Annotated in this window: 16 protein-coding genes and 1 pseudogene; 12 read left to right on the forward strand and 5 right to left on the reverse strand. The window is 69.2% G+C overall.

The annotated features are described in order from the left end of the window. Window positions 1–6: 6 nt before the first annotated feature. From QT196_RS02205 to QT196_RS02215, 3 genes are all read right to left on the reverse strand, one after another. On the reverse strand, window positions 7–1,479 hold the full coding sequence (locus tag QT196_RS02205; protein ID WP_248001558.1) for an IPT/TIG domain-containing protein: 1,473 nt from the start codon (window positions 1,477–1,479) through the stop codon (window positions 7–9). A gap of 356 nt (window positions 1,480–1,835) precedes the next feature. Further along, window positions 1,836–2,993 carry an extracellular solute-binding protein gene (locus QT196_RS02210; protein ID WP_211117274.1) on the reverse strand — a complete coding sequence of 386 codons (1,158 nt, stop codon included), beginning with the start codon at window positions 2,991–2,993 and terminating at the stop codon, window positions 1,836–1,838. A gap of 331 nt (window positions 2,994–3,324) precedes the next feature. Further along, window positions 3,325–5,724: an Orn/Lys/Arg decarboxylase N-terminal domain-containing protein gene (locus QT196_RS02215; RefSeq protein WP_290354199.1), complete on the reverse strand. Its 2,400-nt coding sequence runs from the start codon at window positions 5,722–5,724 to the stop codon at window positions 3,325–3,327. Window positions 5,725–6,105: 381 nt separating this feature from the next. Here QT196_RS02215 and QT196_RS02220 point away from each other — a divergent pair, with 381 nt between their 5' ends. The 10 genes and pseudogenes from QT196_RS02220 (at window position 6,106) to QT196_RS02265 (ending at window position 19,775) form a co-directional block, all read left to right on the forward strand. Continuing rightward, a complete protein-coding gene (locus QT196_RS02220; protein WP_290354200.1) occupies window positions 6,106–7,524 on the forward strand; it encodes a DEAD/DEAH box helicase in 1,419 nt (472 codons plus the stop codon). 122 nt (window positions 7,525–7,646) lie between these two features. Next, window positions 7,647–8,426 (forward strand): SDR family oxidoreductase, encoded by a 780-nt coding sequence (locus QT196_RS02225; protein ID WP_168477044.1) that lies wholly within the window; start codon window positions 7,647–7,649, stop codon window positions 8,424–8,426. Between the two features lie 716 nt (window positions 8,427–9,142). Further along, window positions 9,143–10,420 (forward strand): ATP-grasp domain-containing protein, encoded by a 1,278-nt coding sequence (locus QT196_RS02230; protein WP_266735346.1) that lies wholly within the window; start codon window positions 9,143–9,145, stop codon window positions 10,418–10,420. 128 nt (window positions 10,421–10,548) lie between these two features. Beyond that, the gene (locus tag QT196_RS02235) at window positions 10,549–11,817 is read left to right on the forward strand and encodes a radical SAM protein (protein WP_168477048.1); all 1,269 of its coding nucleotides are present in this window, start codon (window positions 10,549–10,551) and stop codon (window positions 11,815–11,817) included. Window positions 11,818–11,831: 14 nt separating this feature from the next. Continuing rightward, a complete protein-coding gene (locus QT196_RS02240; protein ID WP_290354201.1) occupies window positions 11,832–13,043 on the forward strand; it encodes an ATP-dependent carboxylate-amine ligase in 1,212 nt (403 codons plus the stop codon). A gap of 89 nt (window positions 13,044–13,132) precedes the next feature. After that, window positions 13,133–13,279: pseudogene (locus QT196_RS02245) on the forward strand (sulfurtransferase); the annotation flags it as partial. Continuing rightward, a complete protein-coding gene (locus tag QT196_RS02250; RefSeq protein ID WP_266735343.1) occupies window positions 13,279–14,532 on the forward strand; it encodes an MFS transporter in 1,254 nt (417 codons plus the stop codon). The pseudogene QT196_RS02245 and the gene QT196_RS02250, both read left to right, overlap by 1 nt. Further along, a complete protein-coding gene (gene metC, locus QT196_RS02255) occupies window positions 14,529–15,719 on the forward strand; it encodes a cystathionine beta-lyase (protein ID WP_168477054.1) in 1,191 nt (396 codons plus the stop codon). The genes QT196_RS02250 and metC overlap by 4 nt, the downstream gene beginning before the upstream one ends. 592 nt (window positions 15,720–16,311) lie before the next feature. After that, window positions 16,312–18,792 carry an SdrD B-like domain-containing protein gene (locus QT196_RS02260; protein ID WP_290354203.1) on the forward strand — a complete coding sequence of 827 codons (2,481 nt, stop codon included), beginning with the start codon at window positions 16,312–16,314 and terminating at the stop codon, window positions 18,790–18,792. Window positions 18,793–19,094: 302 nt separating this feature from the next. Then, window positions 19,095–19,775, forward strand: coding sequence for a hypothetical protein (locus QT196_RS02265; protein ID WP_168483511.1), 681 nt, complete (start codon window positions 19,095–19,097; stop codon window positions 19,773–19,775). A 7-nt stretch (window positions 19,776–19,782) separates the two neighbouring features. Here the strand turns inward: QT196_RS02265 and QT196_RS02270 are convergent, their stop codons facing one another. After that, on the reverse strand, window positions 19,783–20,994 hold the full coding sequence (locus QT196_RS02270; RefSeq protein ID WP_168483512.1) for a right-handed parallel beta-helix repeat-containing protein: 1,212 nt from the start codon (window positions 20,992–20,994) through the stop codon (window positions 19,783–19,785). 252 nt (window positions 20,995–21,246) lie between these two features. Here QT196_RS02270 and QT196_RS02275 point away from each other — a divergent pair, with 252 nt between their 5' ends. After that, complete coding sequence (locus QT196_RS02275) at window positions 21,247–22,401, forward strand: Dyp-type peroxidase (protein ID WP_290354204.1); 1,155 nt, start codon at window positions 21,247–21,249, stop codon at window positions 22,399–22,401. Window positions 22,402–22,570: 169 nt separating this feature from the next. Then, window positions 22,571–23,107, forward strand: a complete 537-nt coding sequence (locus QT196_RS02280; protein WP_168477060.1) for a hypothetical protein — start codon at window positions 22,571–22,573, stop codon at window positions 23,105–23,107. A gap of 71 nt (window positions 23,108–23,178) precedes the next feature. Here the strand turns inward: QT196_RS02280 and QT196_RS02285 are convergent, their stop codons facing one another. Further along, window positions 23,179–24,585: a short-chain fatty acyl-CoA regulator family protein gene (locus tag QT196_RS02285; RefSeq protein ID WP_290354207.1), complete on the reverse strand. Its 1,407-nt coding sequence runs from the start codon at window positions 24,583–24,585 to the stop codon at window positions 23,179–23,181. Window positions 24,586–24,693: the final 108 nt, after the last annotated feature.

Below are 24,693 nucleotides of genomic sequence, written 5' to 3' on the forward strand. Positions count from 1 at the left end.
TGGACGCTACCGTCCGGTGTAGGTGAACTCGTCGGCGGGGCTGGTGGGAGAGGTGGCCTTGCCGACCGTCACGGTGATGTTCACCGTCTGGTGGTCGTCGAGCTGGCCGGGCGCTGTTGCGGTGAGCTGGCCGGTGGAGATGAACTTGACCGAGTCGGATGCCTTGTCCTTGAAGTGCACGGTGGCGCCATTCGCGAAGCCCGAGCCGCCGATGGTGACCAGGGTGCCGACCTTTCCGCTGGTCGGGCTGACCGCATTGACCACCACAGGTGCGGGTCCGCCATAGGCGAACTGCGACATCGCGATGGCCGGGGAGGTGCCGAGGGTGTTGGTGACGCGGACGTGGACGACACCCGTTCCGGTGGGGACCTTGGTGGTGATCTTGAGGCCGGAGGGGTCGATGACGGTGTCGCGGTCGGCGCAGGCGAAGTGGCCGAAGTCGACCTTGCTGTCCTGACTGAAATCCTTGCCATAGATGGCCACCGTGTCGCCTGCGGCGCCGAAGGTGGGGCTCAGGGTGGTCACCACCGGCGGCGAAGGGACGGGAGGCGCCTCCACCAGGTCCAGGTAGGTGGAGTTGGCGTGCTGGAAGGCGACCTGGCCGAGGAAGTCCTGGGTGGTCTTGTTGACCAGGTTCTTGGCCAGGCTCGTGTATCCGGTGTTCATCAGGCAGAGCGTGCCGGGCTGGACGTAGACGTTGCCCTTGGTGCGCTGGGAGATCGCCCCGATGAGCAGCTTCACTTCTTCGGTCGCCTGCGGTCCCGGGTTCGGGTACCAGCCGGTGGTGGTGTCGAGATCGGCCCACGCGTGCGGTACCAGGTCGTAGGCGTTGTTCTGGCGCTCGTCGATGACCCACGGCACGGAGTTGAAGTAGTCGACGAAGCTCTGTCCGCCGGCGGTGGGGGCGGCATAGGTCATCACCGCGAACTTCGGCTGCTTCGGCCAGGTCCGTGCCTGTAGGTACGGCGCGAGCATGGTGGCGATGCAACCGCCCAGGCTGTGACCGGTCAGATAGACGGTCGGCTGCGGCGAGGCCGGCGCCGCCCCGAGCGCGGCGGAGAGCGCCTGAGCGAGCGTGGTGTTCGGGGAGGGGGCGACGATCGAGCGGGCTTTGACAACCCGTTGGAATGCGTCCATCGCCCCCTTGGAAACGGTGATGGGCTTCGGCGATCCGCTTTCGGGGAACGGGACGACGGTGCCGACGTCGAGGTCCTCGAGGATGTCGGTCAGATCGGCGTCCGTTCCGCGCGCGACCACGGCGAACTCGTTCGAGCCGTTGGTGCTCCGTGCGATGTAGGCCATATTGGCGTTGGCCGCGCTCAGGGCGAGCCACACCAGCTCCCACTCGCCCTCCGTCGCAAGGCTGCTATCGCTCAGCTGCGCGTTGACGCCGGTGATGATGCGTTTGGTCTGCTGCTCCAGGGTTTCCCCGGACGGACGCGGGGTGGCCCCGGTGGCTGCAAAGGCAGCCAGGGTCATGGTCACCTGGGCAATTGTCGGATCGGGTGCCATCGTCGTTCCTGCTCCTCGGATGTTGTGCCGGTGCGGAGACGGGACGGCCTTTCGGCAGCATCAGGGCAGATCCGTGCCGGGCCGACCGTCTGATGGGGTCGCGCACCATCAGACCTCCCCTCTGCGGTGTCCGGTGTCTTTCCTGCCGTCAGGTGGACCAGATTCACCTTGTTGGCCCTTCGCCATCCCTGTGTCCGGTTCGCCGAGCCACGTGATGCTGAGGCTTTCCGCGCCGCCGAGATGCGCAAGCACCAGCCGAACGCGTGGTGCCCGCCGTTCCGAAGAAACGGCGGGCACCACGTCGGCCCTGGTGAGAGTCGCGGCTATCGGGGGGCGGGCTTGCCCCAGCCCTCGGCGATGTCGTCCTTGGCATGGCCCAGCTGCGCCTCGCTCGGGAAGCTCGGCGTGCCGGAGACCTTCGGCAGCTTGGCGGCCGCCGTCTTGTCGAGCGTGCCGTTCTTCTCCATGGCGGCCATCAGAGCCGGGCGGGCGTAGCCCTTGAGCCAGAGGTTCTGGCCCTCGGCACTGTAGAGGTACTCCTGCCACAGTCGGGCGGCCGCCGGGTGCGGGGCGTTCTCGTTGATGGCCTGCGAGTAGAACTCCGAGAACTTGCCGTCCTCCGGGACCGCGACCTGCCAGTCGACTCCCCTGCTCTTGAGCTTGTCGGTGTACCTGGCGTTGAGGTAGTCCCAGTCGAGGACGATCGGCGTCCGGCCCTTCACGATGGTGGCCCCGGTGGACTGGACGGGCGTGTAGTTGCCGTTCTTTCTGAGCTTGGTGAAGAAGTCGATGCCGGGCTGGATGTAGTCGAAGGAGCCACCGTTGGCGAGGGCGGCCGCGTACACACTGCCGAAGGCCGAACCGGACTTGTTGGGGTCGCCGTTGAGCGCGACCTTCCCCTTGTACTCCGGCTTGAGCAGATCCTTGAAGGTGGTCGGGCAGGTCTTCACGCGACGGGCATCGCAGCCGATGGAGATGTAGCCGCCGTAGCCGTGGTACCAGCGGCTCATCGTGTCCTTCTGGCCATCGGGGATGTCGATGAAATCGGTGACCATGTACTGCGCGAGCAGATTCTGCTGGGCGGCGCTGTACGCGAAGGAGCTGCCGAGGTCGAGGACGTCGGGTGCCCGGTCCTTGTCCTTGCTCTTGCGGGAGGTGACGGCGTTGATCTCGTCCTGGCTGGCGCCGTCCGGGTTCTCCACCTTGACCTTGATGCCGTACTTCTTCTCGAAGCCGTCGATCAGCGCGCCGTAATTGGCCCAGTCGCGGGGAAGCGCGATGGCGTTCAGGGTGCCTTCCGCTTTGGCTGCCTTGATGAGCGCGTCCATGCCCCCGAAGTCCTCGGCCGTGATCGCGGTGGCCGCGCTCTCTCCGTCGGCGTTGGTCGACGCGTCGGGGCCCGCGCCACAGGCGCTGAGGACGAGTGTGGTGGCGACGAGGCCGCCGGCGATGACGGCGGATCTCGGCAGGAACTCGGGCACGGTCTCTCCAGAGGGGTACACAAGGGGGCACAGGGAACAGACGGGCATTCGCCTGGGGGGTGACAACTTGCGCGAATAGCCTGTCTGAACAAGTTGGCCATAGTAGGCACGCTGCCGATGCCTGTTCCGTAACATCTTCGAAACTCTTAGCTACCATTCCTGCACATCTCTGACACGCAAGGATGGATGCACCACGGCACCGCATCCCCGCTGGTCGCGCTGCGTACACAGCGCACCACTCTGCGCGAGAGAAGGGGCATGTCGGCACGGCACGGGAAGATTGCCGGGGAGCTGCGGCGGGCGATCGATCCCCGGCACTGGTGCCTTGGGGTCAGCCCGGGGGCAGTTGAGGGACGAGCGGGTTCGGGTTCGGTGTCTGGTGATGTTCTCCGGCTGTGCGGCCGGTTTGCTGGGCGGGGATCTGGCGTACGCACTCGATGAGGTAGTCGCCGGTGTCCGGGGCGAGGGTGACGCCGTGGGTCTCGCTGCGGAAGCCGGGGAAGCGCCGGTCGAAGGATTCCAGGGCGGTCAGGTAGCGCAGCAGCGGGCCGTCGAGGGCGCCGGTGTTTTCGCCGGGCATCAGGACGGGGATGCCCGGCGGGGTGACGGTGACCATGGCGGCGGCCACCCGGTCGGCCGCGTCGGTCAGTCTTACCCGCTCGGTGCCGCCGCGGATGAGGCGCTGGTAGCAGTGCTGGGGCGGGGTGACGGGCTCCGGCAGGTCTTGGAAGGCGGTGTCGAGCAGCTCGACCAGGCGGGCGTCGCGCAGGTGGTGGTGCATCTCCTGGCACAGTTCGCGCAGGGTCTGGCCGGTGTAGCGGTGGGGGTGCGCGGCGACCAGCTCGGGCAGCAGGCGCTCCAGGGGTGCGTTGCTGTCATAGAGCGATTTGAAGTCCATCAGGGCGTCCATCAGGGTTCCCCACTTGCCCTTGGTGATCCCCATGGAGAAGAGGAGCAGTGTGGTGTAGCTGTCGGTCTTCTCCACCACGATGTTCCTGGTGGCCAGGTAGGCGGTGAGGACGCGGGCGGGGATGCCCCAGTCGGTCATCTGCCCGGTGGCGTCGATGCCGGGGCAGGTGAGGGTGACCTTGATGGGGTCGAGCAGGCAGTAGCCCTCGGTCAGGCCGGTGAAGCCGTGCCAGCTCGCGTCGGGCTCCAGCTGCCAGCAGGACGGTTCGTTGCGCAGCAGTTCGGCCGGTGCGTCGGCGAAGGGCAGACGTTCACCGGTGGCGGGGTCGGTCACGGTCTCGGGTTGCCAGATGCCGAAGAACCAGTCGGGCCGGTCGTCGGCGGCTGCGATGCGCCGGCCGACGCGTACGACGGTCTGGCGAAAGCGGATGGCTTCGGTCACCGCTTCGTCGATCAGGCAGCGGCCCTGGGGGCCGTCCATCATCGCGGTGGCCACGTCGAGGGAGGCGATCATCGGGTACAGCGGTGAGGTGGTGCCGTGCATCATGAACGCCTCGTTGAACCGTTCGTGCTCCACCGGCGCCCGGGGTGCGGGTTTGATGTGCACCATGGCGCTCTGTGACAGGGCGGCCAGCATCTTGTGGGTGGATTGGGTGGAGAAGACGGTGGGGCGTTCGGGGCCGGGGAAGGTGTCGGGGCCCACCGCCATGCCGTAGCGGCCGGCGTAGAGGGGGTGGAAGCGGGCGTAGGCGAACCAGGCTTCGTCGAAGTGGAGCCGGGGAGTGCTGGGTGCGAGTGCCTGGGCGACCTGGAGTGTGTCGTAACACAGGCCGTCATAGGTGGAGTTGGTCAGCACCGCGTACTGGGCCTTGGGTGAGATAGCGCCCTGGGTCAGTGGGTTGCGGCTGGTCCTGGAGGCGACCGACTGTGCCTGGATCTCGGCAGGCGCCAGGGGTCCTGCCAGTCCGTAGCCGTTGCGGGTGGGGACCAGGTAGACCGGCCGGGCTCCGGAGAGGACCAGGCCATGCAGCACCGACTTGTGGCAGTTGCGGTCCACCAGTGCGATCTCGTCCTGGGTGACGCTGTAGTGACCGACCATCCGGTCGCAGGTGGAGTCGCCGTGGAGCACGAAGTAGGTGCGGTCGGCGCCGAAGACGCGGGCGGCGTTGCGTTCCGCCGCTCCGACCGGGCCGGTGTGTTCGAAGAGGGAACCGAGTTCCTCGACGGAGATCGACAAGTCGCTGCGCAGCAGCCGTTCTCCGAAGTAGTCGTGGAAGGCCCGGCCAACGGGGGACTTGAGGAAGGCGACACCGCCGGAGTGCGCAGGGGTGTGCCAGGAGTACTCGTGCGCGTGGTCGAAGCGGCGCAGTGCCTTGAAGAAGGGTGGCAGCAGATCGCCCTGGTAGCCGCGGGCGGCGCCGGCGATGCGTCCGGCGATGAACGGTGCGGTGTCCTCCAGCGGCCAGATGTAGCCGATCACGGTTTCGGCCACCCACAGGGGCAGGTGTTCCAGGTCTTCACCGGCCGTGACCAGGAAGACGGGGAGGTTCTGGAAGCGCCGACCGGCGTGGCGCAGTACCGCGGCGCCGCCTGTTTCGCCGTCGTCTCCAGCGGCCTGGGAAAGGTCCCAGTCGACCACGGCGGCGGCCAGGCCTGCCTCGGTGCGCAACACCGCTTGGGCGTCGTCCGCCGTGGTGGCCCAGCGCACGTCGAGACCTCGGGTCTCCAACTCGTTGCGGATTCTGCGTAGTTGCTCGGCAGCGATGCCTCCGCTCTGTGAGGACTCGCGTACCGCGAACAGAACCGTCGTCCCATCGGTCATAGTGGCCCCTCTGCTCTGCGCGGTCGGTGCATGGTCTGCTGTGCGGGCCATGCGTGCTGTCCGAGAGGCAACCGGAAGATCACCGGCATCGGTCCGGCGACGGGGCGAAACCACTCCGATGAGGGAACCGCCCCATCCGACCGTGCTGTGTGCACGCTCCTGGCTTCGGTACGGGCACGGCTGCACTCCCCCGCCCCCGTACCAACCTGCTCCTCGCCGAGATCAGCACCGCAGCGCCGGGCCGAGCAGTCGCCTCGTGTAGCCTCAAATGTTCGGGCGGCCGTGACGGTCGGCGCTTCCGTCCGTGTGGTTCCCCTGTTTCGTCGGCTGCTCATTCCTGCCGGGCCTTCCTCGGTACGTTCCCCATGCGGAAGGCTCTTCATGAACCACCCGGACCGCCTCGACACCGCGCACGGCAGCCTCGCCCGGCCGGAGGCTCCCCTCACCCCGGCGGTCTCCCCGGTCGACTCCTTCGCCGACCTGGAACTGCCGGCCGAGGTGCTGCGAACGCTCAGCGAGCGCGGGGTGCGCGAGCCCTTCCCGATCCAGGCGGCCACGCTGCCCCACGCTCTCGCGGGGCGTGACGTCCTGGGGCGCGGGCGCACGGGATCGGGCAAGACGCTCGCCTTCGGCCTGCCGCTGCTCGTACGGACGGCCGGGCGGCGCGCGCAGCCGAAGGAGCCCCTCGCCCTGATCCTGGTGCCTACCCGGGAGCTGGCCCAACAGGTGACGGAGGCGCTCGCGCCGTACGCCGACGCGCTCCGGCTGCGGATGGCCACGGTCGTCGGCGGCGTATCGCTCGGGCGGCAGGCCGCTACGCTGCGCGACGGAGCCGAGGTCGTCGTCGCCACCCCTGGCCGCCTGCACGACCTCATCGAGCGCAGGGCCTGCCGCCTGGGAAGGGTGCGGATCACCGTCCTCGACGAGGCCGATCAGATGTGTGACATGGGCTTCCTGCCGCAGGTCACGGCGGTGCTCGACCAGGTGCACCGCGACGGCCAGCGGATGCTGTTCTCGGCCACCCTGGACGACGACGTGGATCACCTGGTCCGCAGTTATCTCCATGACCCCGTCGTCCACTCGGTCGACCCGTCCGCGGGTGCGGTCACGACGATGGATCACCATGTGCTGGTCGTCCACGGCCCCGACCGGTACGCCGTCACGACGGAGATCGCCGCCCGCGACGGCCGCGTACTGCTGTTCCTGGACACCAAGCACGCGGTCGACCAGCTCACCCGGCATCTGCGGGCCAGCGGGGTGCACGCCGCGGCCCTGCACAGCGGCAAATCCCAGCCGCAGCGCACACGGACCCTCGCACAGTTCAAGACCGGCCAGCTCACCGTCCTGGTGGCGACCAATGTCGCAGCCCGTGGTCTGCACATCGACGACCTCGATCTCGTGGTCAATGTCGACCCGCCCACCGACCCCAAGGACTATTTGCACCGCGCGGGCCGCACTGCCCGGGCCGGTGAGTCCGGCAGCGTCGTCACGCTGGTGCTGTCGGCCCAGCGCCGCGAGATGACCCGGCTGGTAGCCGCGGCCGGGATCGAGCCGACGATCACCAAGGTGCGCTCGGGTGAGGCGGAGCTCAGCCGGATCACCGGGGCCAAGGCCCCCTCCGGCACCCCGCTCGATGGCGGGCCCGCCGCGCCCCGGGCCAAGAACACCAACACCCCCTTCCGCGGCCTGGGCACCAACAAGGACGCCTCCCGTGGCGCCGGCGGCAAGTCCCGCAAGGCCACCGAGGCCCGTAAGCTCGCCGAGGCCCGCAAGGCGGCCCGGGTGCGCCGCGGCAACTGAGGCTCGGACCCGCGCCTCGCCCACACCACCAGGTGACTCCATGCCGCCGCAGCCGCTGTCGCCCTGGAAGCGCCGTGGAAGCCCCGTGGAAGCCCCGTGGAAGCGCCGTCTAGGGTGCGGGCATGAGCCCTCATAGCTACCTCTCCGAACTGTTCTCGCTGGACGACCGGGTCGCTGTGGTGACGGGCGGCAGTTCCGGCATCGGCCGGGCCATCGCCGGGGCTCTCGCGCGAGCGGGGGCACGTGTGGTGATCGTGGCGCGCAAGGAGCCGGAACTGGCCGCCACGGTCGACGAGTTGGCGACGGACGGCTGTCGGGCGGCCTGGGTGAGCGCTGACCTGAGCAGTCGCGACGGAGTGCGCGCGGCGGCGGAGCAGGCGGCCGAGGTGTTCGGCGAGCCCGACATTCTCGTCAACAGCGCCGGAATCAACCTGCGACCGCCGATGGGCGAGCTGGGCGAGGAGGTGTGGGACGCCACCATGGCGGTGAACCTGGAGGCGCCCTACTTGCTCGGCCAGCGGTTCGGGCCGGGCATGGCCGAGCGGGGCTTCGGGCGGATCATCCACGTCACCTCCCAGCAGGCGCACCGGGCGTTCGTCCAGAGCGGCGCCTACGGGGTCTCCAAAGGGGCGCTGGAGTCGCTGGCCCGCTCTCAGGCCGAGGCGTGGTCGCCACACGGCGTCACCTGCAACACGCTGGTGCCCGGCTTCGTCATGACCCCGCTCAATGCGCGGTTCTCCTCCGATCCGGAGAAGGTGGCGGCGCTGGCCGCGCGCACGATGGTCGGCCGCAACGGCCTGGCCGAGGACTTCGCCGGAGCCGCGGTGTTCCTGGCCGGGCGCGGCTCCGGCTACGTCACCGGGCAAGCGATCTTCGTCGACGGTGGGCTCTCCGTTCACTGAGCCCGGCACCGCAGGAAATCCCAAACCACAGGGGTCACGAGCAGAGGCGGGGATGCGGGGCCCGGCCTGTCACACAGGAACTCCGTCCCGGGCTCGCGCAGTTCCCCGCACCCGCCGTCCACAACGCGGGCGCCGCCGCTCGTTCGCCGTACGGAAACTGCGCCTCCTCGCGAACCGGAGGCCTGTACTTGTGCGTAGCTTCTCCGGTTCCTGGGGCCGTGCCCCTACAAGGGAGAGACGGATGGCTACCGTCAAGGATGACGGTAGCGCCCTGTCTGAAAGCAGCCCCCGGGAAGGGGCACCGGGTACCCCTTACGCCCAGCGCGCTGACCTGGTGCAGCGGGCCTTGCGCCAGGTGCTGCCGTTCGATTCCGGGCGGTTCGGAGTGGGGGTGGAATCGACTGAAAGACGTCAGGGGCGGATATAGGACGGGCATCGCATAGTTTCCTTCAATTCTGTGACCCCTGGGCCTTGATGCAGGTCAGAGCGGAATTCCCGGCAAGTCAAGCTTTGCGCAAGTCTGTTGACAGAGGCGGAGTACCGCTGCGACCTTGTCATCGCCTCGCCACTCGAACGGCCGGTCGTCGCGCTGCGGCCCCCGTTTGGCGTTGGCTCGGTTCATGTGGTCCCGGTGCCGTCGGCGGACGTGTTCCCGGACCTGAAGAAAACGGGGGGCAAGACGTGTATCGCAGCATGCAAACCAGAAAGACCTTGTCGTGACCCTGGTGGTCATCGGTGCCAATCCGACGGTCGCGCGAGCGGCCGAGGCTCTCCCCGGTGATCTCCTTCATGTACAGCTGCCCGGGGCCCCGGCCCTGGACCGGAGCAACAAGACGCCGGGCACCCAGCAGGTGCACACCGTCGACTTCCAGGACGGCCCGGCCTTCCTGGCGTTCGTCGACGAGGTGCTCAAGCCGTTGTCGCCCACCGCCGTTGTCTCGCTCACCGAGCTCGGTCTGGAGCCGGCGGCCGCGGCGGCGGAGCGGCTCGGCGTACGGGGGGTCACCCCCGCGGTCGTCCGGCACACCCGCGACAAACTGGAGATGCGGCGGGTCCTCGAACGGAAGGCGCCGCACCTGAACCCGGCCTTCGCCTCCGGCGGCGACCCGGACGCGGTGGCCCGGCTGTTCGCCGGGCACACCCCCGTGGTGGCCAAGCCCGTCAACGGCGTCGGCAGCAATGCCGTGGCCCTGCTGGAGCGTGCGGCGGACCTGCCGGCGGACCGCCGGACCGCCGGAACCCTGCTGGAAGCCTTCGTCGGCGGACTGGAGTTCAGCGTGGAGACGCTGTCCGCCGGCGGCCGGCACACCGTCGTCGGCATCGCCCAGAAGGGGACGACGGGGAGCTTCGTCGAGGTCAGCCATATGATGCCGCCGCCGGCCCTGGACGCCCGCGGGCGGGCTCGGGTCGAGGAGGCGGTCGGCCGGCTGCTCGACGCCCTCGGGCTGACGGACGGGCCGAGCCACACCGAGGTCAAGGTGGACGGCGACCGCGTCATCGTGATCGAGACGCACAACCGCCTCGGTGGCGACGGCATCGCCGACCTGGTCCGGCTCACCACGGGCATCGACTGGCGGGTCGCCGCCCTCGGATGGGCGGTCGGCGCGGGAGTGCCGCGCGGGCAGGCCACGGCCGCCACGGCCGCGACCGTCTTCTTCACCGCACCGCCCGGCACCGTCACCGCCGTCGCCCCACCACCGTCACTGGCCCACGGCACGATTGTGGAGTGGGAGGTCACCGTGGAGCCCGGCGACCCGGTCCGCCCGCTCAGGTCCTCCACCGACCGCCTGGGCACGGCCGTCGTCACCGCCGCGGACGCGGCGGCGTGCGTGGCGGCGGTGGCCGAGCTGACGGCGTTGCCCATCGTCACCACGCGACCCGACGTCCCCGTGCGCACCCGCACGGACGCCCGCTCCACCGCACAGCCCGACGCCGCTCCGCCGGACACCACGGCCCCGCCGCACACCGTCACACAGCCCGCGCCCGTCGCGTAACACGCACCACCACGCACGCACTTCGGCCCTGGGCCGCCCTGCCACAGGGCACCCCCCACCCCCGGGCCGATCACAGCCGTACCTCTCTCATCACTCGTCATACGACTCGACCACGCCCTGGGGGGACCATGCCTGTCGACAACGCGCCAATTTCCTACGATTTCCACGGAGACGCGCCGTTCACCACACCGTTCCAGGAGATCAAGCCCGAGGAGATCCACATCTACCTCGACCTGGACACCAAGGTGGGAAAGAACACCTGCGGACAGAAATGTACGCACTGTTGGTTCGTCAACTACGAGAAGGTCTACGACAAGTCGTTCGCCATGGAGGAAGGCCCGCGGATCCTCTCCGGCCTCCAGTCGCACGGCTACCACGTCTACCCGCGGTACGTGGACAGCTTCGCGTACGACGGTGAGTTCATGCGCATCTACGGCCCCGCCAACAACCGTGAGTTCAGACAGGAATCCGACCACAAGCCCACCGAGACCATGGAGAAGGGCGACGCCTGGACCAGCGGCCGCCCGCTGCTCGCCGACAACTACCTGGAGCTGCTCGACCTCGCCCGGGTCAACGGCTACGGCACCATCTCCATCACCTACCACGGCGTCATCGACGAGAACCTGGCCGTCATCGACGACGGCAGCTACCCGATCAAGGGCGTCTTCAGCGGGGCGAACACCGAGGAGGTGCTGCGCCGGATCGGCCACTACAACGACCACTACCGCAGCACGCTGCCCGAGGACGCCGACCGGTCGGATGCCTTCCGGGTCAACATCGGTGTCACCATCGGCCGGCACAACCACGGCCGCCGGTCCCTGGAGCGCTACGCCCACTACTTCAACGAGCTGGGCGTCGACACGGTCCGCTTCAACAACTTCTCCGACCATGGCGGCCGGCACCCCGAACTCCAGCTCAGCTACGAGGAGATCGAGCAGGCCTACCGCGACTTCAAGTGGCTGCACGAGAACGTCGAGCTGGGCTTCCAGCTCGGCGTGAGTGAGGACTTCGGGACCTTCGGGATCAAGGCGATGGGGTTCCCCGGGCATGTCGGCTGGTGCCGGGCCGGCCGCCAGCTGTTCGCCGCCATCCCCACTCAGGAGAGCGTGCTGTCGGAGTCCGCTGACGGGCGCCGCGAGAAGATCGGTGACATCGTCGGCTGCGTCAACACCTTCGAGCCGCACCTGGGCATCCTCGTCCGCACGGTCGCCGAGGGGGGCGAAGACGTCCGCTACGACCTGGAGTTCGACCACGCGGCCATCCAGGCGTTCACCGACAAGCGCCTCTCCGGCGTCTACAAGGACGGCTGCTTCGCCCGCGAACTCGCCCAGGAGCAGCAGCTGGTCTCCCGGGTCCCCGCACGCCGCCGGCTTCCTCTCGTCGAGACGACGGGCTGAAGGAGAACACGCACATGCCGCACGTCCTCGTCTTCGCCAAGACGCCCTACGCCAAGACCCCTTACGACCGCTGGCTGGCCGACACCGGCATCGTGCCGGTCATCCTCACCACCACCGAGTTCGCCGCCGGATACGGCCACTTGCCTCATGTACACGCCTTCGACGACTACGACACCAATCAGCTCGTCGAGAAGACGGCACTGCGCCTGGCCCGCGCGCACGCCGTCACGGCCGTCTTCGCCCGCGCCGAGGCGGACGTGGTGCGCGCCGCCCAGCTGCGCGACCTGCTGGACCTGCCGGGACAGCGGACCGCGAGCGCCCTGGCCTTCCGCGACAAGGTGGTCATGAAGGACCACCTCGTCGGCGGCCCGGTGGAGATTCCCGCCTACCGGCCCCTGGATTCGGCCTACACCGCCCTGGAGTTCGTTGCCGAGCACGGCTATCCCGTGGTCATCAAACCGCTCTCGGAGTCCGGCTCTCTGGGCGCGGCCATCATCCGTGACGAGGCGGAGCTGGACGCCTACCTCGCCCGCCCGTGGCGCGGCGCGAGCGAGATCGAGGTGTTCGTCCCCGGGCAGATGTACCACGTGGACGGGCTGGTCGTGAACGGCGAGGTGGTGTTCGCACACCCTTTCCGCTACCTCAACGACTGCCTGTCCTTCCGGGCGAACGACTGGGTGGCCAACCTCCCGCTGACACCCCAGGACCCCGTCCACGACCGGCTGCTCGAGGCCGCCAGGGCGGTGCTGGCGGAGCTGCCCACACCACCGCACACCGCCTTCCACGCGGAGCTGTGGATCACCCCCGACGACCGGACGGTGTTCTGCGAGATCGCCAGCCGGACCGGCGGCGGGATGATCAGCGCCATGGTCCGGCACGCCTTCGGCATCGATCTCGACAAGGAGTGGCTGTACGCCGAATGCGGCCTCCCCAGCACCCTGGCCACTCCCGTCTACCGGCCGACCGGCGCCCTGTGCATCCCACCGTCGGACGGCGTGCTGACCCATCTGCCCTCCGGTGACGAGCCGGAGGGCGTCAAGGAGGTGGCGCTCACCGGCACGGTCGGTCAGGAGTTCCACGGCGGGGTCAAGTCCGGTCTCTTCCTGGCCGGTTACGTCGTCGGCGGCGACACCGAGGAGGCTGTGGCGGCCAACCTGGAGAACGTGGCGAACTGGTTCGCCGACCACGCCCAGTGGTCCCCCGCTCCCACGGCAGGCACCCGATGAGCGGGCGGGCGCCCGGCGCCCTGCCGGGCCCGCTGGTCGGTACGGACTGGCTGGCGCCTCGGCTGGGCGCCCCCGGGCTGGTGGTGCGCGTCACCGCCTGCATCCTGGCGCTGGGGGCCGAGCTGGCCGGATACGACGACCTGGCCGTGTACGACGGGTCCTGGAGCGAATGGGGTCTGCCGCGCGCGGACCGGCCGGTCGTCACCGGTCCGCAGAGCGGAGGGCCGTCGGCGTGATGCCCGCACTCTCGGCCAAGTGGCGTACGTTCAGGGGGCTTTCGTCGAGCCTCAAGTCACTGATCGTGCTGTCCTTCGTGGTCGCCCTCGGCAGCTACATGGTCACCCCGTTCATCGGCGTCCTGATGGTCCAGGCGGTGGGCCTGGACGTCCGCCTGGCCGGTGTACTGGTGGCCGTGGCCACGTTCATCCAGTTCGGCGGCAGCATCCTCGGGGGCCTGGTCGTGGACCGGCTCGGCCTCAAGCGGACGATGGTCGGCTCCCTCGCCGTACGGACCATGGGTCTGCTCCTGCTGGGGCTGGCCGTGAAGGTCCCCTGGGTCGCCTACCCGGCGGTGGTTCTCGTCGCCGCCGGGCCGGCGCTCTACCTCCCGGCGAACAAGGCGTACATCGTCACCTGCGTCTCCGACGAGCTGCGGCCGCTGTTCCTCGGGGTCAGCAGCGCGGCCCTCAACGCCGGGATGGGGCTCGGGCCGCTGCTGGCCGCCGTCCTGATCGACGCCGATCCGGTGGTGCTGCTGCTCGGCGCCGCGGCGCTGTTCGGCCTGATCACCCTGGCCCACCAGCTCACCATGCAGCCCCTCGCCCGCCGCCAGGACGCCGCGCGGGGCGGCGTCACCGTCGACGGGCCCGCCCCCGCCGGGAAGCTCCGGACACTGCGCGGCGCCCTGCGGCCGGTGGTCTTCACGGCCCTCGCCTTCTACCTCTATTTCTTCTTCCAGAGCTTCCTCGGTCTGTATGCCGCGGGCGTGCACAACATCCAGGTGCTCGGCTGGGCCATGCTGGTCAACTGCGCCATGATGGTGGCGCTCCAGCCGCCGCTGGCGGGCTGGATCGCGCGGGCCGACTACCGCCGCCTGGTGGCCGGATCATTCGCCTTGATGGCTGCCGGAACGGCCGTGATGTCCCTGGGGCACACCGCTGCCCTGCTGGGCGGCACCGTGCTCTTCAGCCTCGGCGAGGTCTTCCTCTTCCTGCGCTGTGACCTGGAAATGGTCGACCGCATACCGAGCAATCCGACCTTCGCCTTCGGCGTCCAGCGGCTGACGGCAGGGGTCGGCGGCCTCCTCGCCGGCGTCGTGGGCGGCTTTCTCTTCGCCCACTACGAAAGCGCACACGACCTGGGCATGTTCTGGACCGCCGTCGCCGTGCAGTGCGCCGTCGCGGCGGCCATCGCCCTGGTACTCGGCGGCCGCCGGACCGCGGCGGCCGCACCACACGACGAGCGGGCGGATCTGGAAGTGGTGTCATGACCGGCGAACCTTCGATGGACACCCGGTTCGTGCACGCCGGCTCCGACCCGCGGCAACAGCACGGCTACGTCAACCCGCCCATCCACCGCGCCTCGACAGTGCTCTACGAGAACGTGGCCGCGATGGACGCCTCGCAGGCCGACCCGCTCAAACGCCGGATGCCGGTCTACGGCCGCTTCGGCACACCCACCGGCCGCGCCTTCGAAACGGCACTGACCGAACTGGAAGGCGGGCACGCCGCCATCGCCACCTGCTCGGGTCTCGCGGCGATCACCACGGCGATCCTGTCGTTCGTCCGGGCCGGCGACCACATCCTCGTGAGCGACTCCGTCTATCTGCCCACCCGCAAGTTCTGCAACTCGCTGGCCGATCTGGGCGTGGAGACGGAGTACTACGATCCCCGTGCGGACAAGTCCATCGAGGAACTGATCCGCCCCACCACACGCCTCGTCTGCCTGGAGTCACCCGGCTCCACGACCTTCGAGGTGCAGGACGTCCCTGCCGTCACGAGCGTGTGCCGTACCCACGACGTGGTCACCCTCATCGACAACACCTGGGCCACCCCCGCCTTTCACCGCCCCCTGGAGCTGGGCGCCGATGTCGTCGTGCACTCGGCGACGAAGTACCTCACCGGTCACGCCGACAGCATCCTCGGGGCCATCGTGTGCTCCGAGGACACCTACCCGGCGGTGCGCGCCACGGCGATCCGGCTCGGGCAGTGCGCCGGCGCGGACGATGTCTATCTGGGCCTGCGCGGGCTCCGCACGCTGGGCGTCCGGATGCGCGAGCACCATCACCAAGCCGTGGGCCTCGCCTCCTGGTTGCGCGAACAGGAGGGCGTGCGCACCGTGCTCCACCCGGCGCTGCCGGGCGACCCGGGCCACGAACTGTGGTGCCGCGACTTCACCGGCGCCGCGGGCCTGTTCGGTCTCGAACTCGAACCCGGACCCGGCAAACCCGCCGTGGACGCGCTGCTCGGAGAGCTGCGGCTGTTCGGCCTCGGCCACAGCTACGGCGGCTACGAGAGCCTGATCGTGCCGGCCGATCCGGTCACCCACCGGCTCCCGGGCACGTGGACAGGCCGCGGCCCCCTGCTGCGCGTGCACACCGGCTTCGAAGCCCTCAACGATCTCAAGGAGGATCTGGCCCGCGGCCTGGCCACCCTGTCCGCCCACACCAGGGCCTGATGCTCCTTCCCGGTCCTGACGCTCCTTCGGGCACCATCGCCGGCCTCGGATCCGGATATCACGCCGCTGTCGCACATTCTTCCGGTCACCATTCTCTGGATACTTGGGAATATCGCGGATATCGATGGATTCCAGGGTTCTGCTGGTGACGGCGGGAATTCAGCGGATAGAATATCGCGCGCTGCTCGCGATGGCGGTCGGCGATGGGGGGCGAGGGCACCGTGCTGGAGTTACGAGAACACACCACCGACGGTCGACTTACCCCAGGCCCTGAACGTGCGTTCGTTTTTTCTGGCCTGCGACGCTTACCCCTCGCCCGGAATATCCTCCAGCGATCACCGCAAAGCGGTCCACGCAACAGCGTGGGCCGCTTTTCCATTTCGTGGCGTTCGCACTGGCGTCCGCGTCCGGGGCCGCGAAGTTGACGTGCAGCGAGAAGCGGGTGCGTCGTTTTCCTGACAAGAGAAGTGTGGAGTGTGATGCCATGAACCGAGTCGGCAGAGACTCTCGCCGGTCGGCCCGGAGGCTCGTGGGGCCGCTGGCGCGCGTGGGGTTATCCGTTCTTTTGCTGGCAGGCGGTGCCGTGGGAGCGATGGCTGGACCGGCCGCCGCTTCGACCGCCGACGGCACGCTGACGGTCGAGGTGCTGCGTGACTTCTTCGGCACCGGCGTGATCAACGCGGCGATGGACGTCCCACAGCGGGGCATGAAGGTGAAAATCTCCGACCCCGCCGGGCACGATGTCACCGGCGTCACGGATGCCACCGGAAAGGTCGTGGTGTCGGCATCGACCGTGCTGAGCGGCGGCCAATACCGCGTCGACGTCAGCGTCCCGGCACCGTACAGCGACTATCTGCGGGCGGCGCCTGCGTCGACGGCGGAGAACCACTTCGACAGCTTCACGTCGTTCGTCGATGTGTCGGACGGAAAGAACGCCTCGGTGGTGACGGGGGTGTGGGATCCGGCCGACTACACGCTCCCGGACTCGCGGTATTTCGTGCCGGTCCACAATGGCGCCAACGGAACCGACACCCGGGCCTTGGTGGCGTTCGGAACGAAGGCCCGAGGCACGTGTCCTGCCGATGTGTCGTGCCCGGACACGCTGGCCACACAGGCTCAGGTGGGCACGACGTTCGGGTTGGCGTACGACAAGAACCGCAGCCGGCTGTTCCAGAGCGCGTTCGCCCGCCGGTACGCCCCGTACGGGCCGCAGGGCGGGGGCGCGATCTACACAGTGCCGGTCAACGGCTCGGGTGCGCCGGAGCTGTTCGCGCAGGTGCCGGACGCCGCGGTGACGCCGCACGACACCGCCAACGTGATCAAGGATCCCGGGTTCACCGACGCGCCGGGCAAGGAGAGCATCGGTGGCCTGGCCCTGTCGGAGGACGGCGCCACGCTGTACGCGGTGAACCTGCGGACCCGCAGCCTGGTGAGCTTCGACGCGAGAGGAGCCACCGCAGCGGCGCCCAAGCCGACGGTCCCCATCCCGGACCCGGGGTGCGCGAGCACCGACGACTGGCGGCCGTTCGGTCTCCAGACCCACAACAACACGCTGTACGTCGGCGGCGTGTGCAGCGCGGAGAGCACACAGCAGCGCGCGGACCTGAAAGCCGTCGTCTACGCCTACGACGGCAAGCGGTTCAGCACGGTGCTGAGTCACCCGCTGACGGACAAACGCGGCAGCGTCTTCGGTTCCGGCGACAAGGCCACCCACTGGAACCCGTGGAACACCAGCCTGGGCACATGGGACGACCGAAAGGCGGGCGGCGTCTTCATCGATCCGCAGCCGGAGCTGTCCTCCCTTGCCTTCGCCCGCGACGGCTCGATGATCCTGGGCTTCCGCGACCGGTTCATGGACGTGCTCAGTTGGGGAGGGCTGGACCCCCGCCCGGGGAACGACACCGCGGAAAACGGCATGTCCGGTGGTGACATCACCATGGTGTGCGCCACTCCCACCGGTGAATACCAGTGGGAAGGCACCGGGAGCTGCCCCAACCATGCCACCCCCGCCAACAGTGGCGGCCAGGCCGCCGATGTCGTCGAATACTTCCCGGGCGACTCTTACGCCAACGCGCACCAGGAGACCGCGCTGGGGGCGGTGGCCTATATCCCGCAGCAGCAGTGGGTCGTCAGCACGGAGTTCGACCCGGTCGTCAACGTCGCGACCTCAGGGACCGGGTACCACGACATCACGACCGGTCAGGGACCGGGCAACAACCCGACCGCCAACGGGTTCCAGTTCGTCAGCCGGGAACAAGGCGGGTTCGGCAAGGCCGGCGGGCTCGGTGACATCGCGTATGCGGCGGCGAACGCGCCGATCCAGATCGGCAACGTCGTGTGGTTCGACGGCGACCACAACGGGATCCAGGACCCGGGGCACGTGCTGCTGCCGGGGGCGACGATCCGCCTGCTGGACGCGGACGACAAACAGGTCGCCACGACCAGGACCAATGCCGCCGGCGAATACTACTTCGGTGGTGTCGGCGCCGCGTACGAGCTCACGCCTGGTGCGAAGTACACGGTGCAGTTCGACGTGTGTACCGCGGACACCGGCAAGGTGCCCGAGCAACCACCGGCGAGCGCACTGAGGTTCACGCTCCCGCGGGCCGGTGCCAACCGTGCGCACGACTCCAATGTGACGCCGCCGGCCACCGGGCGGTTGTGCAACGGCTACGCGCCTGTCACGGCCCCGGACAAGCCGGGCGGGGTCAATCACACGATCGACGCCGGGGTGTACATCCCCAAGGCAACCCCGACCCCGACGCCGACCCCAACACCGAGCACGACCCCGAGCACGACGCCGAGCACGACGCCGAGTCCGACGCCGAGTCCGACCTCGCCGTCGAGCCCGGACTCGCCGCCGGCCTCTCCGCCGACGTCACCCGCGCCGCCTGCCAACCCGGCCCCGGGCGGTGGGGGCACCGGCCGGGGCCCGGCCAGTGGGGGCACGGACTCGCTGGCACACACCGGTATGTCCGGCATGCAAGGGAGGATCGCCCTGGTCGGCCTGCTGGTGGGTGCGGGCCTGGTCATCACGTTCATGGGCCGGAAGCTCCGCGCCCGGAAACACTGAACGAACCGAACAACAGTGATCTGCCTGCCCGCGGCCCGGATGGCGCGGTCGGGCAGATCACGTCTCGGCCGGTCCACGAGGGCCGGCCTTGGCGTCGTCTGTCACTGGACTGCCGAGCGTCGCCGTGACCGTATGGCGGCCGAGCAGTGTGGTGGTTGAGAGGGTGAATCAGCAGAGTGTCAGCGTCGAGCCGCGTGCGGACCGTGAGAATCCAGCAAGCTCTACCGGGCCGTGTGGCCGACCGGCGCCGATGGCTGCGGCCACGCCGGGCGGCAGCCGTCATCGGCCTGGCGGCCGTCGCGATGGCCGCGTTCCTGGTCGTCGGCGGCGGTTCTGGCTCCAGCGGTCCGCGCGCACTGACTTCGGATGAGGCGAACCGGCTGGCGATCACACGGTTCCGCAACTACGAGGCGCACGGCCGCGCCGTGACGATCACTGTGCCGGGCACCGCCGGTGGGCTGGTTGTCACCGGGTCCGTCGACTACCACGGGAAGCTCGGTTACGGCGTGGTGCACGGCACCGGGCGCGACACATCCAGCGACGGGCTGATCGAGTGGACGCCCACCTCGGTGTTCGTCCGCCCGATGGCGAACGCCCCGGCGCACGCACCCGCGTCGCCGCCGCGCTCGGCCTGGCACAGCCGTCCGCTGCTGTCGTCCGGCAGTGCGCTGGACACTTCGCTGGCCATCGCGCTCAAGCTCGGCAGCGACCGGCCGGACAACGCCGAACTGCTGCCGCAGAACGGCGCCGCCTGGTGGGGACGAGACGAGCTGGACGGGCATCAGGTGGACGTCATGACCGGGCCGTCCTCCCCCGGCCGCTCCGGTACGGCGGGCAACGTCCGCTACTGGGTCGGCTCGGACGGCACCATGTACCGGGTCCGCGTCAGCGTGGGTTCCGAGTCGCAGCCGGTGGTCGTCGATTTCGACACCCGGAAGTACGTTCCGGTCAAGCCGGTCCCCGGAGTCACCCCGGCCCGGTAGGCGCTGTTCAAGACGTCTGCACCCGCGCCTTCGCGGCGAGCAGGGACGTGGACGGCAGCGGTACGTCTGCCGTCTTCGGCATGGCCGGAACGGCCGGGACGGCGGTGGCGCCCGTAGTGGTGGCGTGGGGGAACTGCGGCTGTGGACGCGGCGCCGCGACCTCGGTGAACGGGATGCCACCGGGCGCCGTCGGCGTCGCCCACCGGCCGGCCGGTGAGGGCGACCGGTCCGGAAGCGGGCAGGACGCTGTTGTCGCGAGCCGGGCGGGCACGGTGGTTCGTAGAGCGTTGCCCCGCAGGCAGTTGCCCCGTCCCCGTGTGGCGGTGGGGAACGTCCAGCCGACGTCGATGCCGTTGCCGTTGAACGTGTTGTCCACGACCTGGTTGCCGACCGGCGGTACGTCGGCGGTTGCGCTGATCACCAGCCCGGCGTTGCGGTTGTCCGCGATGCGGTTGCGAAGGAACTGGTTGTCGCTGCCGCCGTCGATGCCGATGCCGGTGCCCCACCCGCCGTCGGCCTGCTCCGGGGTGGCCGGCTGTTGGTTGGCCGCGACCAGATTGCCCGCGATGGTGGCGCCCTGCTGCGGGAGCAGCTTCTCCTGGTGGTCGGAGTTGGTGGTCAGGCCGACCCGGTTGCCGACCAGGCGGTTGCCGACCACGTACATGGCGCCACTGGCGTTGGTGCCTTCGTAACCGATCGCGTTGAGTTCGGCGATGTTGTCCCGCACCACGATGTGACAGGGCTTGCACTGTCCGACGTAGATCCCCGAGTCGGCCCCGCCCGAGGCATACGAATGCTCAATGACACCGTTCTGCGCGGAGAACGCGTAGATGCCGTACAGACCGTTGCGGGTCGCGGTCACGTAGGAGACCAGGAACGACTTCAGGAAGGTGACCGGCTCATCGCCGGTGTCGTAGCCCCCGGCTTGCCCCGGTAGCCCGGCGGCCGCTTTCGCCGATCCGGTGACCAGGACCCCGTTCTGCGTGTTGTTCTTCACCGTCAGGTTCTCCACGGCCACCCCGGGCGCGGTGACGACGATGCCGTTCGGCTGCTGCAACCGCCCGTCGATGACGACCTTGTCCCGGGACGCACCACGAAGCGTGACCCGAGGCGTGGAGACCTTCACCGACTCGTGGTACACGCCCGACGCGACCAACACCAGGTCACCGGCGTGTGCGAGAGACACCGCAGCCGAGATCGTCGGGGCATCAGCCGGCACTCTGATCGTCACATGCGCGCCGGGTGGTCGCCGGCCGTGGTTCGCCCCGTCATCGCCGGGCCCGCAGCCCGCCAGTACGCAGGTCAATGTGCTCAGTAACGCGGCCATCACGCGAAGACGGAGACGAGGCATGGCCGCATCCTGGCATGAAGTCATCCCTGCCCGGAGGCCAATCAACTCGCCTTCGCCAGAACGGATATGGCATTCGGCGAACTCGCCCTCCGTCAGAGGGGATATGGCATTCTCCACACCGTGAGCCGAGCTGACTCCCCTCCATCACGCCGCGCCTTCCTCGGTGCCACCGGGGCCGTGGCGGCCACCGGGCTCACCGCCGGATGCGAATCGCCGGCGCCGAAGCCGAACCGGCCCCCTTCCCCCGCATCAACTCCCCAGCAGGTGTCGCCAACCGGCCGCCATCAGGCAGGCATCACGCTCCCGCAACCGGCCCAGCCGAACCTCCTGGCGGTGGTGGCCGACGTCGGCGACGCCGTGGCCGTCGGCCCGCTGCTGGCCGAACTCGGCCAGGCCGTTCACACGCTCACCGCCGGGACCGATCCACGACTGCTGGGCCTGCCGCCGGGCGATCTCACCGTGACGATCGGGGTGGGCCCCCGGCTGGTGCGTAGGGCCGATCCCTCCCTGCCCGGCGCGGCAGACCTCCCCCGGTTCTCCCGCGAGCGGATCGCCCCGCAGGCACGCGGCGGGGACCTGTTGATGCAGATCTGCGCCAGCGACCCCTTGCTGTTATCGGTCGTCGCCACCGCGCTTCTGGAGCAGGGCGGCCACCGGCTACGTGAACGCTGGCGGCAGTCCGGACGCCGCGGTCCGAACATCCCCGTGGCCAAGGACATCTCCGCGCCACGCAACCTGCTCGGCTTCGTCGACGGCATCATGGGCCCGCACACGGCGGCCGAGCACCGACGCCATCTGTGGCTGGCCGGGCCGGCTCCCGTCGTCGGCGGCACGATCGCCGTGGTACGGCGCATGGAACTCGACCTGCCGCGGTTCACCGCGCTCTCCGTCGCCGACCAGGAAGCGGTCTTCGGCCGGCGCAGAGCCACCGGCGTGCCCCTCTCCGGCGGGACCGCAGCCGGGGACCCGAACCTCGGCGCCAAAACACCGGACGGGCGCTACCTAGTCCCGGCCGACGCCCACGTCCGCCGAGCCAACCCCAACGTGGTCGGCGTCGGCCTCATGCTCCGCCGCTCCTACAGCACCGACGAGCCCACGCCCGGCCTGCTCTTCATCAGCTTCCAGAACGACCTACGCACCTTCACCCACACGCTTGCCCGTATGGATGATTCCGACGCACTGCTGCGCTTCACGACCACCACCGCCGGCGCAACCTTCCTCATCCTCCCCGGCTTCAACCAGCAGCGCCCGCTCGGCTCCAAGATGTTCCACTGAGCAGGCCGAAGCCGGATGCCCGACCTCACGAGCGGTGCCAGCTGCCGACCCACCATGAGTGGTGCAGCCGCCAAAGCCCTTTATCGGGATTCGCCAGCTCCGGGCCGCTCGGAGGTCTACCGTACGGACATACTGCGCTATTTGCTGCGCGCACCTGAGGAGGAGTCCTGTGTCATCGCCCTGTGACCCCAAGTACGCTGCCGCCGGCGATGTGGGCACAGCGCTCATGATCATCGACTCGCGGCTCAAAGCCGTCTACGACCACAAGACCGATACCGACCCCGAACAGCAGCAAATGATCGACCAGTTCGCCGCGTCCCTGGGGCCTGCGGGAGTCGATGCGCTGCTGGACGGCACGTGCACCCTCATCTACATGCTTATGAAGTGGCTGCGGACGGCCTGCGAGGATCACGACAAGGACGTCATCGAGTACTCGGTGCCCGCCCTTGTGGCCACGATGCGCATGATGCCCAAGACCTTCCGTCCCGAGGTCATCCCCACCATGGCCGGCCTGCTCGTCGCCGCAGGCACCGGCCTGAGCCCCAACTTGTGGCGCGCGCAGTACGGAAGCTGGACCGAGGCAGAGATGAACCCCCTGGAAGCCACGGCCGTCCTGCTCGCGGAGCACGTCAACCGCATCGCCGACGACCACGACTTCGCCACCCGCTTGATCACCGAGGCCCTGTCCAGCGCGGACCAAGGCTGAGGTGCAGCAGCTTCGCTGAAGCGCGGGTCGGCGGCTGCCAAAGCCCCGGGCTCCCGGCCACTGAAGCGCGGTCAGACGCCCGGTTCGGCGACGGGGTACGGCACGAACGTGCTGCTGTTCTCGTCCACCGCCAGGCGGCGGTCCAGCGGCGGGACCGCTCGCTGGGGGCAGTCGGTGCGTTCGCAGATGCGGCAGCCCATGCCGATCGGGGTGGCCGCCGCGGCGTTGTCGAGGTCCAGGCCGTCGGAGTAGACGAGTTGGGAGGCGTGACGGACCTCGCAGCCGAGGCCGATGGCGAAGGTTTTGCCGGACTCGCCCCAGCCGCCGCGGTGCCGGGTGATCGCCCGGGCGGTCCACAGGTAGCGCTGCCCGTCCGGCATGGCGGCGATCTGGACGTGGATGCGGCCGGGTGCGGCGAACGCCTCGTAGACGTTCCACAGCGGGCAGGTGCCACCCGCCCGGGAGAAGTGGAAGCCGGTCGCCGACTGCCGTTTGGACATGTTGCCGGCGCGGTCCACCCGTACGAAGGAGAACGGGACGCCGCGCAGCCGCGGGCGCTGGAGGGTGCTCAGGCGGTGGCAGACCGTCTCGTAGCCGAGGCCGAACTGGTCGGTGAGCCGCTCGATGTCGTAGCGGGCCTCTTCGGCCGCCGCGTGGAAGCGGCGGTACGGAAGGATCATCGCGGCGGCGAAGTAGTTGGCGATGCCGATGCGGGCCAGTGACCAGGCGGCGGAGTCCGGGGTGAAGTCCTCCGAGGCGAGGCGGGAGAGTTCGTCGTCGTATTCGAGGAACGCCAGCTGGGTGGCCATGCGGAACGCCTGCTGGCCGGGGCGCAGTCGGCTCGACAGGTGCAGGACCCGGTCGGCGGCGTCGTAGTGGTGCAGGGCTCGTGAGTCCCCCGATACCCGTACGCCGTGGCGGTCCGCCAGACGGGCGGTCAGGATGCGCAGGACCTCGCCGGGGCGAATGCCGAGTTCGGTGGCGAGGTCCTCAGCGGCGAGGTCGGCGTCGTGGAGGTAGTTGCGGCGGCGGTAGAAGAACTCGCGGATCTCCTCGTGCGGGGAACGCGGCAGTGTGCCCACGGCCTGTCCCCTGCCCTCCGCGGCTTCGGCCAGCCGCTCGGCGAGCTGGTGGTTGCGCCGGCCCAGGTCGACGAGCACTCCGGCGACCGCGGGCATACGGGAGGCGAGTTCCGCGAGGTCCGAGGGGGACACCTGGCTCGTGGCAATCTCGTTGGCGAGGGCATCGCGCAGATCGGCGACGAGCCGGCCGGTGTCACGTTCCGAGAAGAACCCCGCGTCGACGCCGAAGGCCTCGGTGAGGCGAAGCAGGACGGGGACGGTCAGCGGCCTTGAGTCGTGCTCCATCTGGTTGAGGTAGCTGGGCGAGATCTCCAGCATCCGCGCCAGGGCCGCCTGGCTCAGGCGCCGCTCCTCGCGAAGCCGTCGCAGACGCGCTCCCGCATAGGTCTTGCTCACGATGATGTCGTCCCTCTCCGCAGGATTTCCCGCCCGATCCTAAGCACAACCTCGCCGAACCGAACCTTCGCAAGGTTGGCAAAGAGGGCCAAGAAGATTCGCGGAACT

The sequence above is a fragment of the Streptomyces sp. P9-2B-2 genome (assembly GCF_030406865.1).
GTDB classification, from domain to species: Bacteria; Actinomycetota; Actinomycetes; order Streptomycetales; family Streptomycetaceae; genus Streptomyces; species Streptomyces platensis.

Excerpts from the sequence above, each read along its gene's own strand:
- QT196_RS02265 (WP_168483511.1), top strand. The coding sequence starts at position 19,095 with ATGGCCGCGTTCCTGGTCGTCGGCGGCGGTTCTGGCTCCAGCGGTCCG.
- metC (WP_168477054.1), top strand. The coding sequence starts at position 14,529 with ATGACCGGCGAACCTTCGATGGACACCCGGTTCGTGCACGCCGGCTCC.
- QT196_RS02220 (WP_290354200.1), top strand. The coding sequence starts at position 6,106 with ATGAACCACCCGGACCGCCTCGACACCGCGCACGGCAGCCTCGCCCGG.
- QT196_RS02205 (WP_248001558.1), bottom strand. The coding sequence starts at position 1,479 with ATGACCCTGGCTGCCTTTGCAGCCACCGGGGCCACCCCGCGTCCGTCC.
- QT196_RS02225 (WP_168477044.1), top strand. The coding sequence starts at position 7,647 with ATGAGCCCTCATAGCTACCTCTCCGAACTGTTCTCGCTGGACGACCGG.
- QT196_RS02235 (WP_168477048.1), top strand. The coding sequence starts at position 10,549 with ATGCCTGTCGACAACGCGCCAATTTCCTACGATTTCCACGGAGACGCG.
- QT196_RS02240 (WP_290354201.1), top strand. The coding sequence starts at position 11,832 with ATGCCGCACGTCCTCGTCTTCGCCAAGACGCCCTACGCCAAGACCCCT.
- QT196_RS02250 (WP_266735343.1), top strand. The coding sequence starts at position 13,279 with ATGCCCGCACTCTCGGCCAAGTGGCGTACGTTCAGGGGGCTTTCGTCG.
- QT196_RS02260 (WP_290354203.1), top strand. The coding sequence starts at position 16,312 with ATGGCTGGACCGGCCGCCGCTTCGACCGCCGACGGCACGCTGACGGTC.
- QT196_RS02215 (WP_290354199.1), bottom strand. The coding sequence starts at position 5,724 with ATGACCGATGGGACGACGGTTCTGTTCGCGGTACGCGAGTCCTCACAG.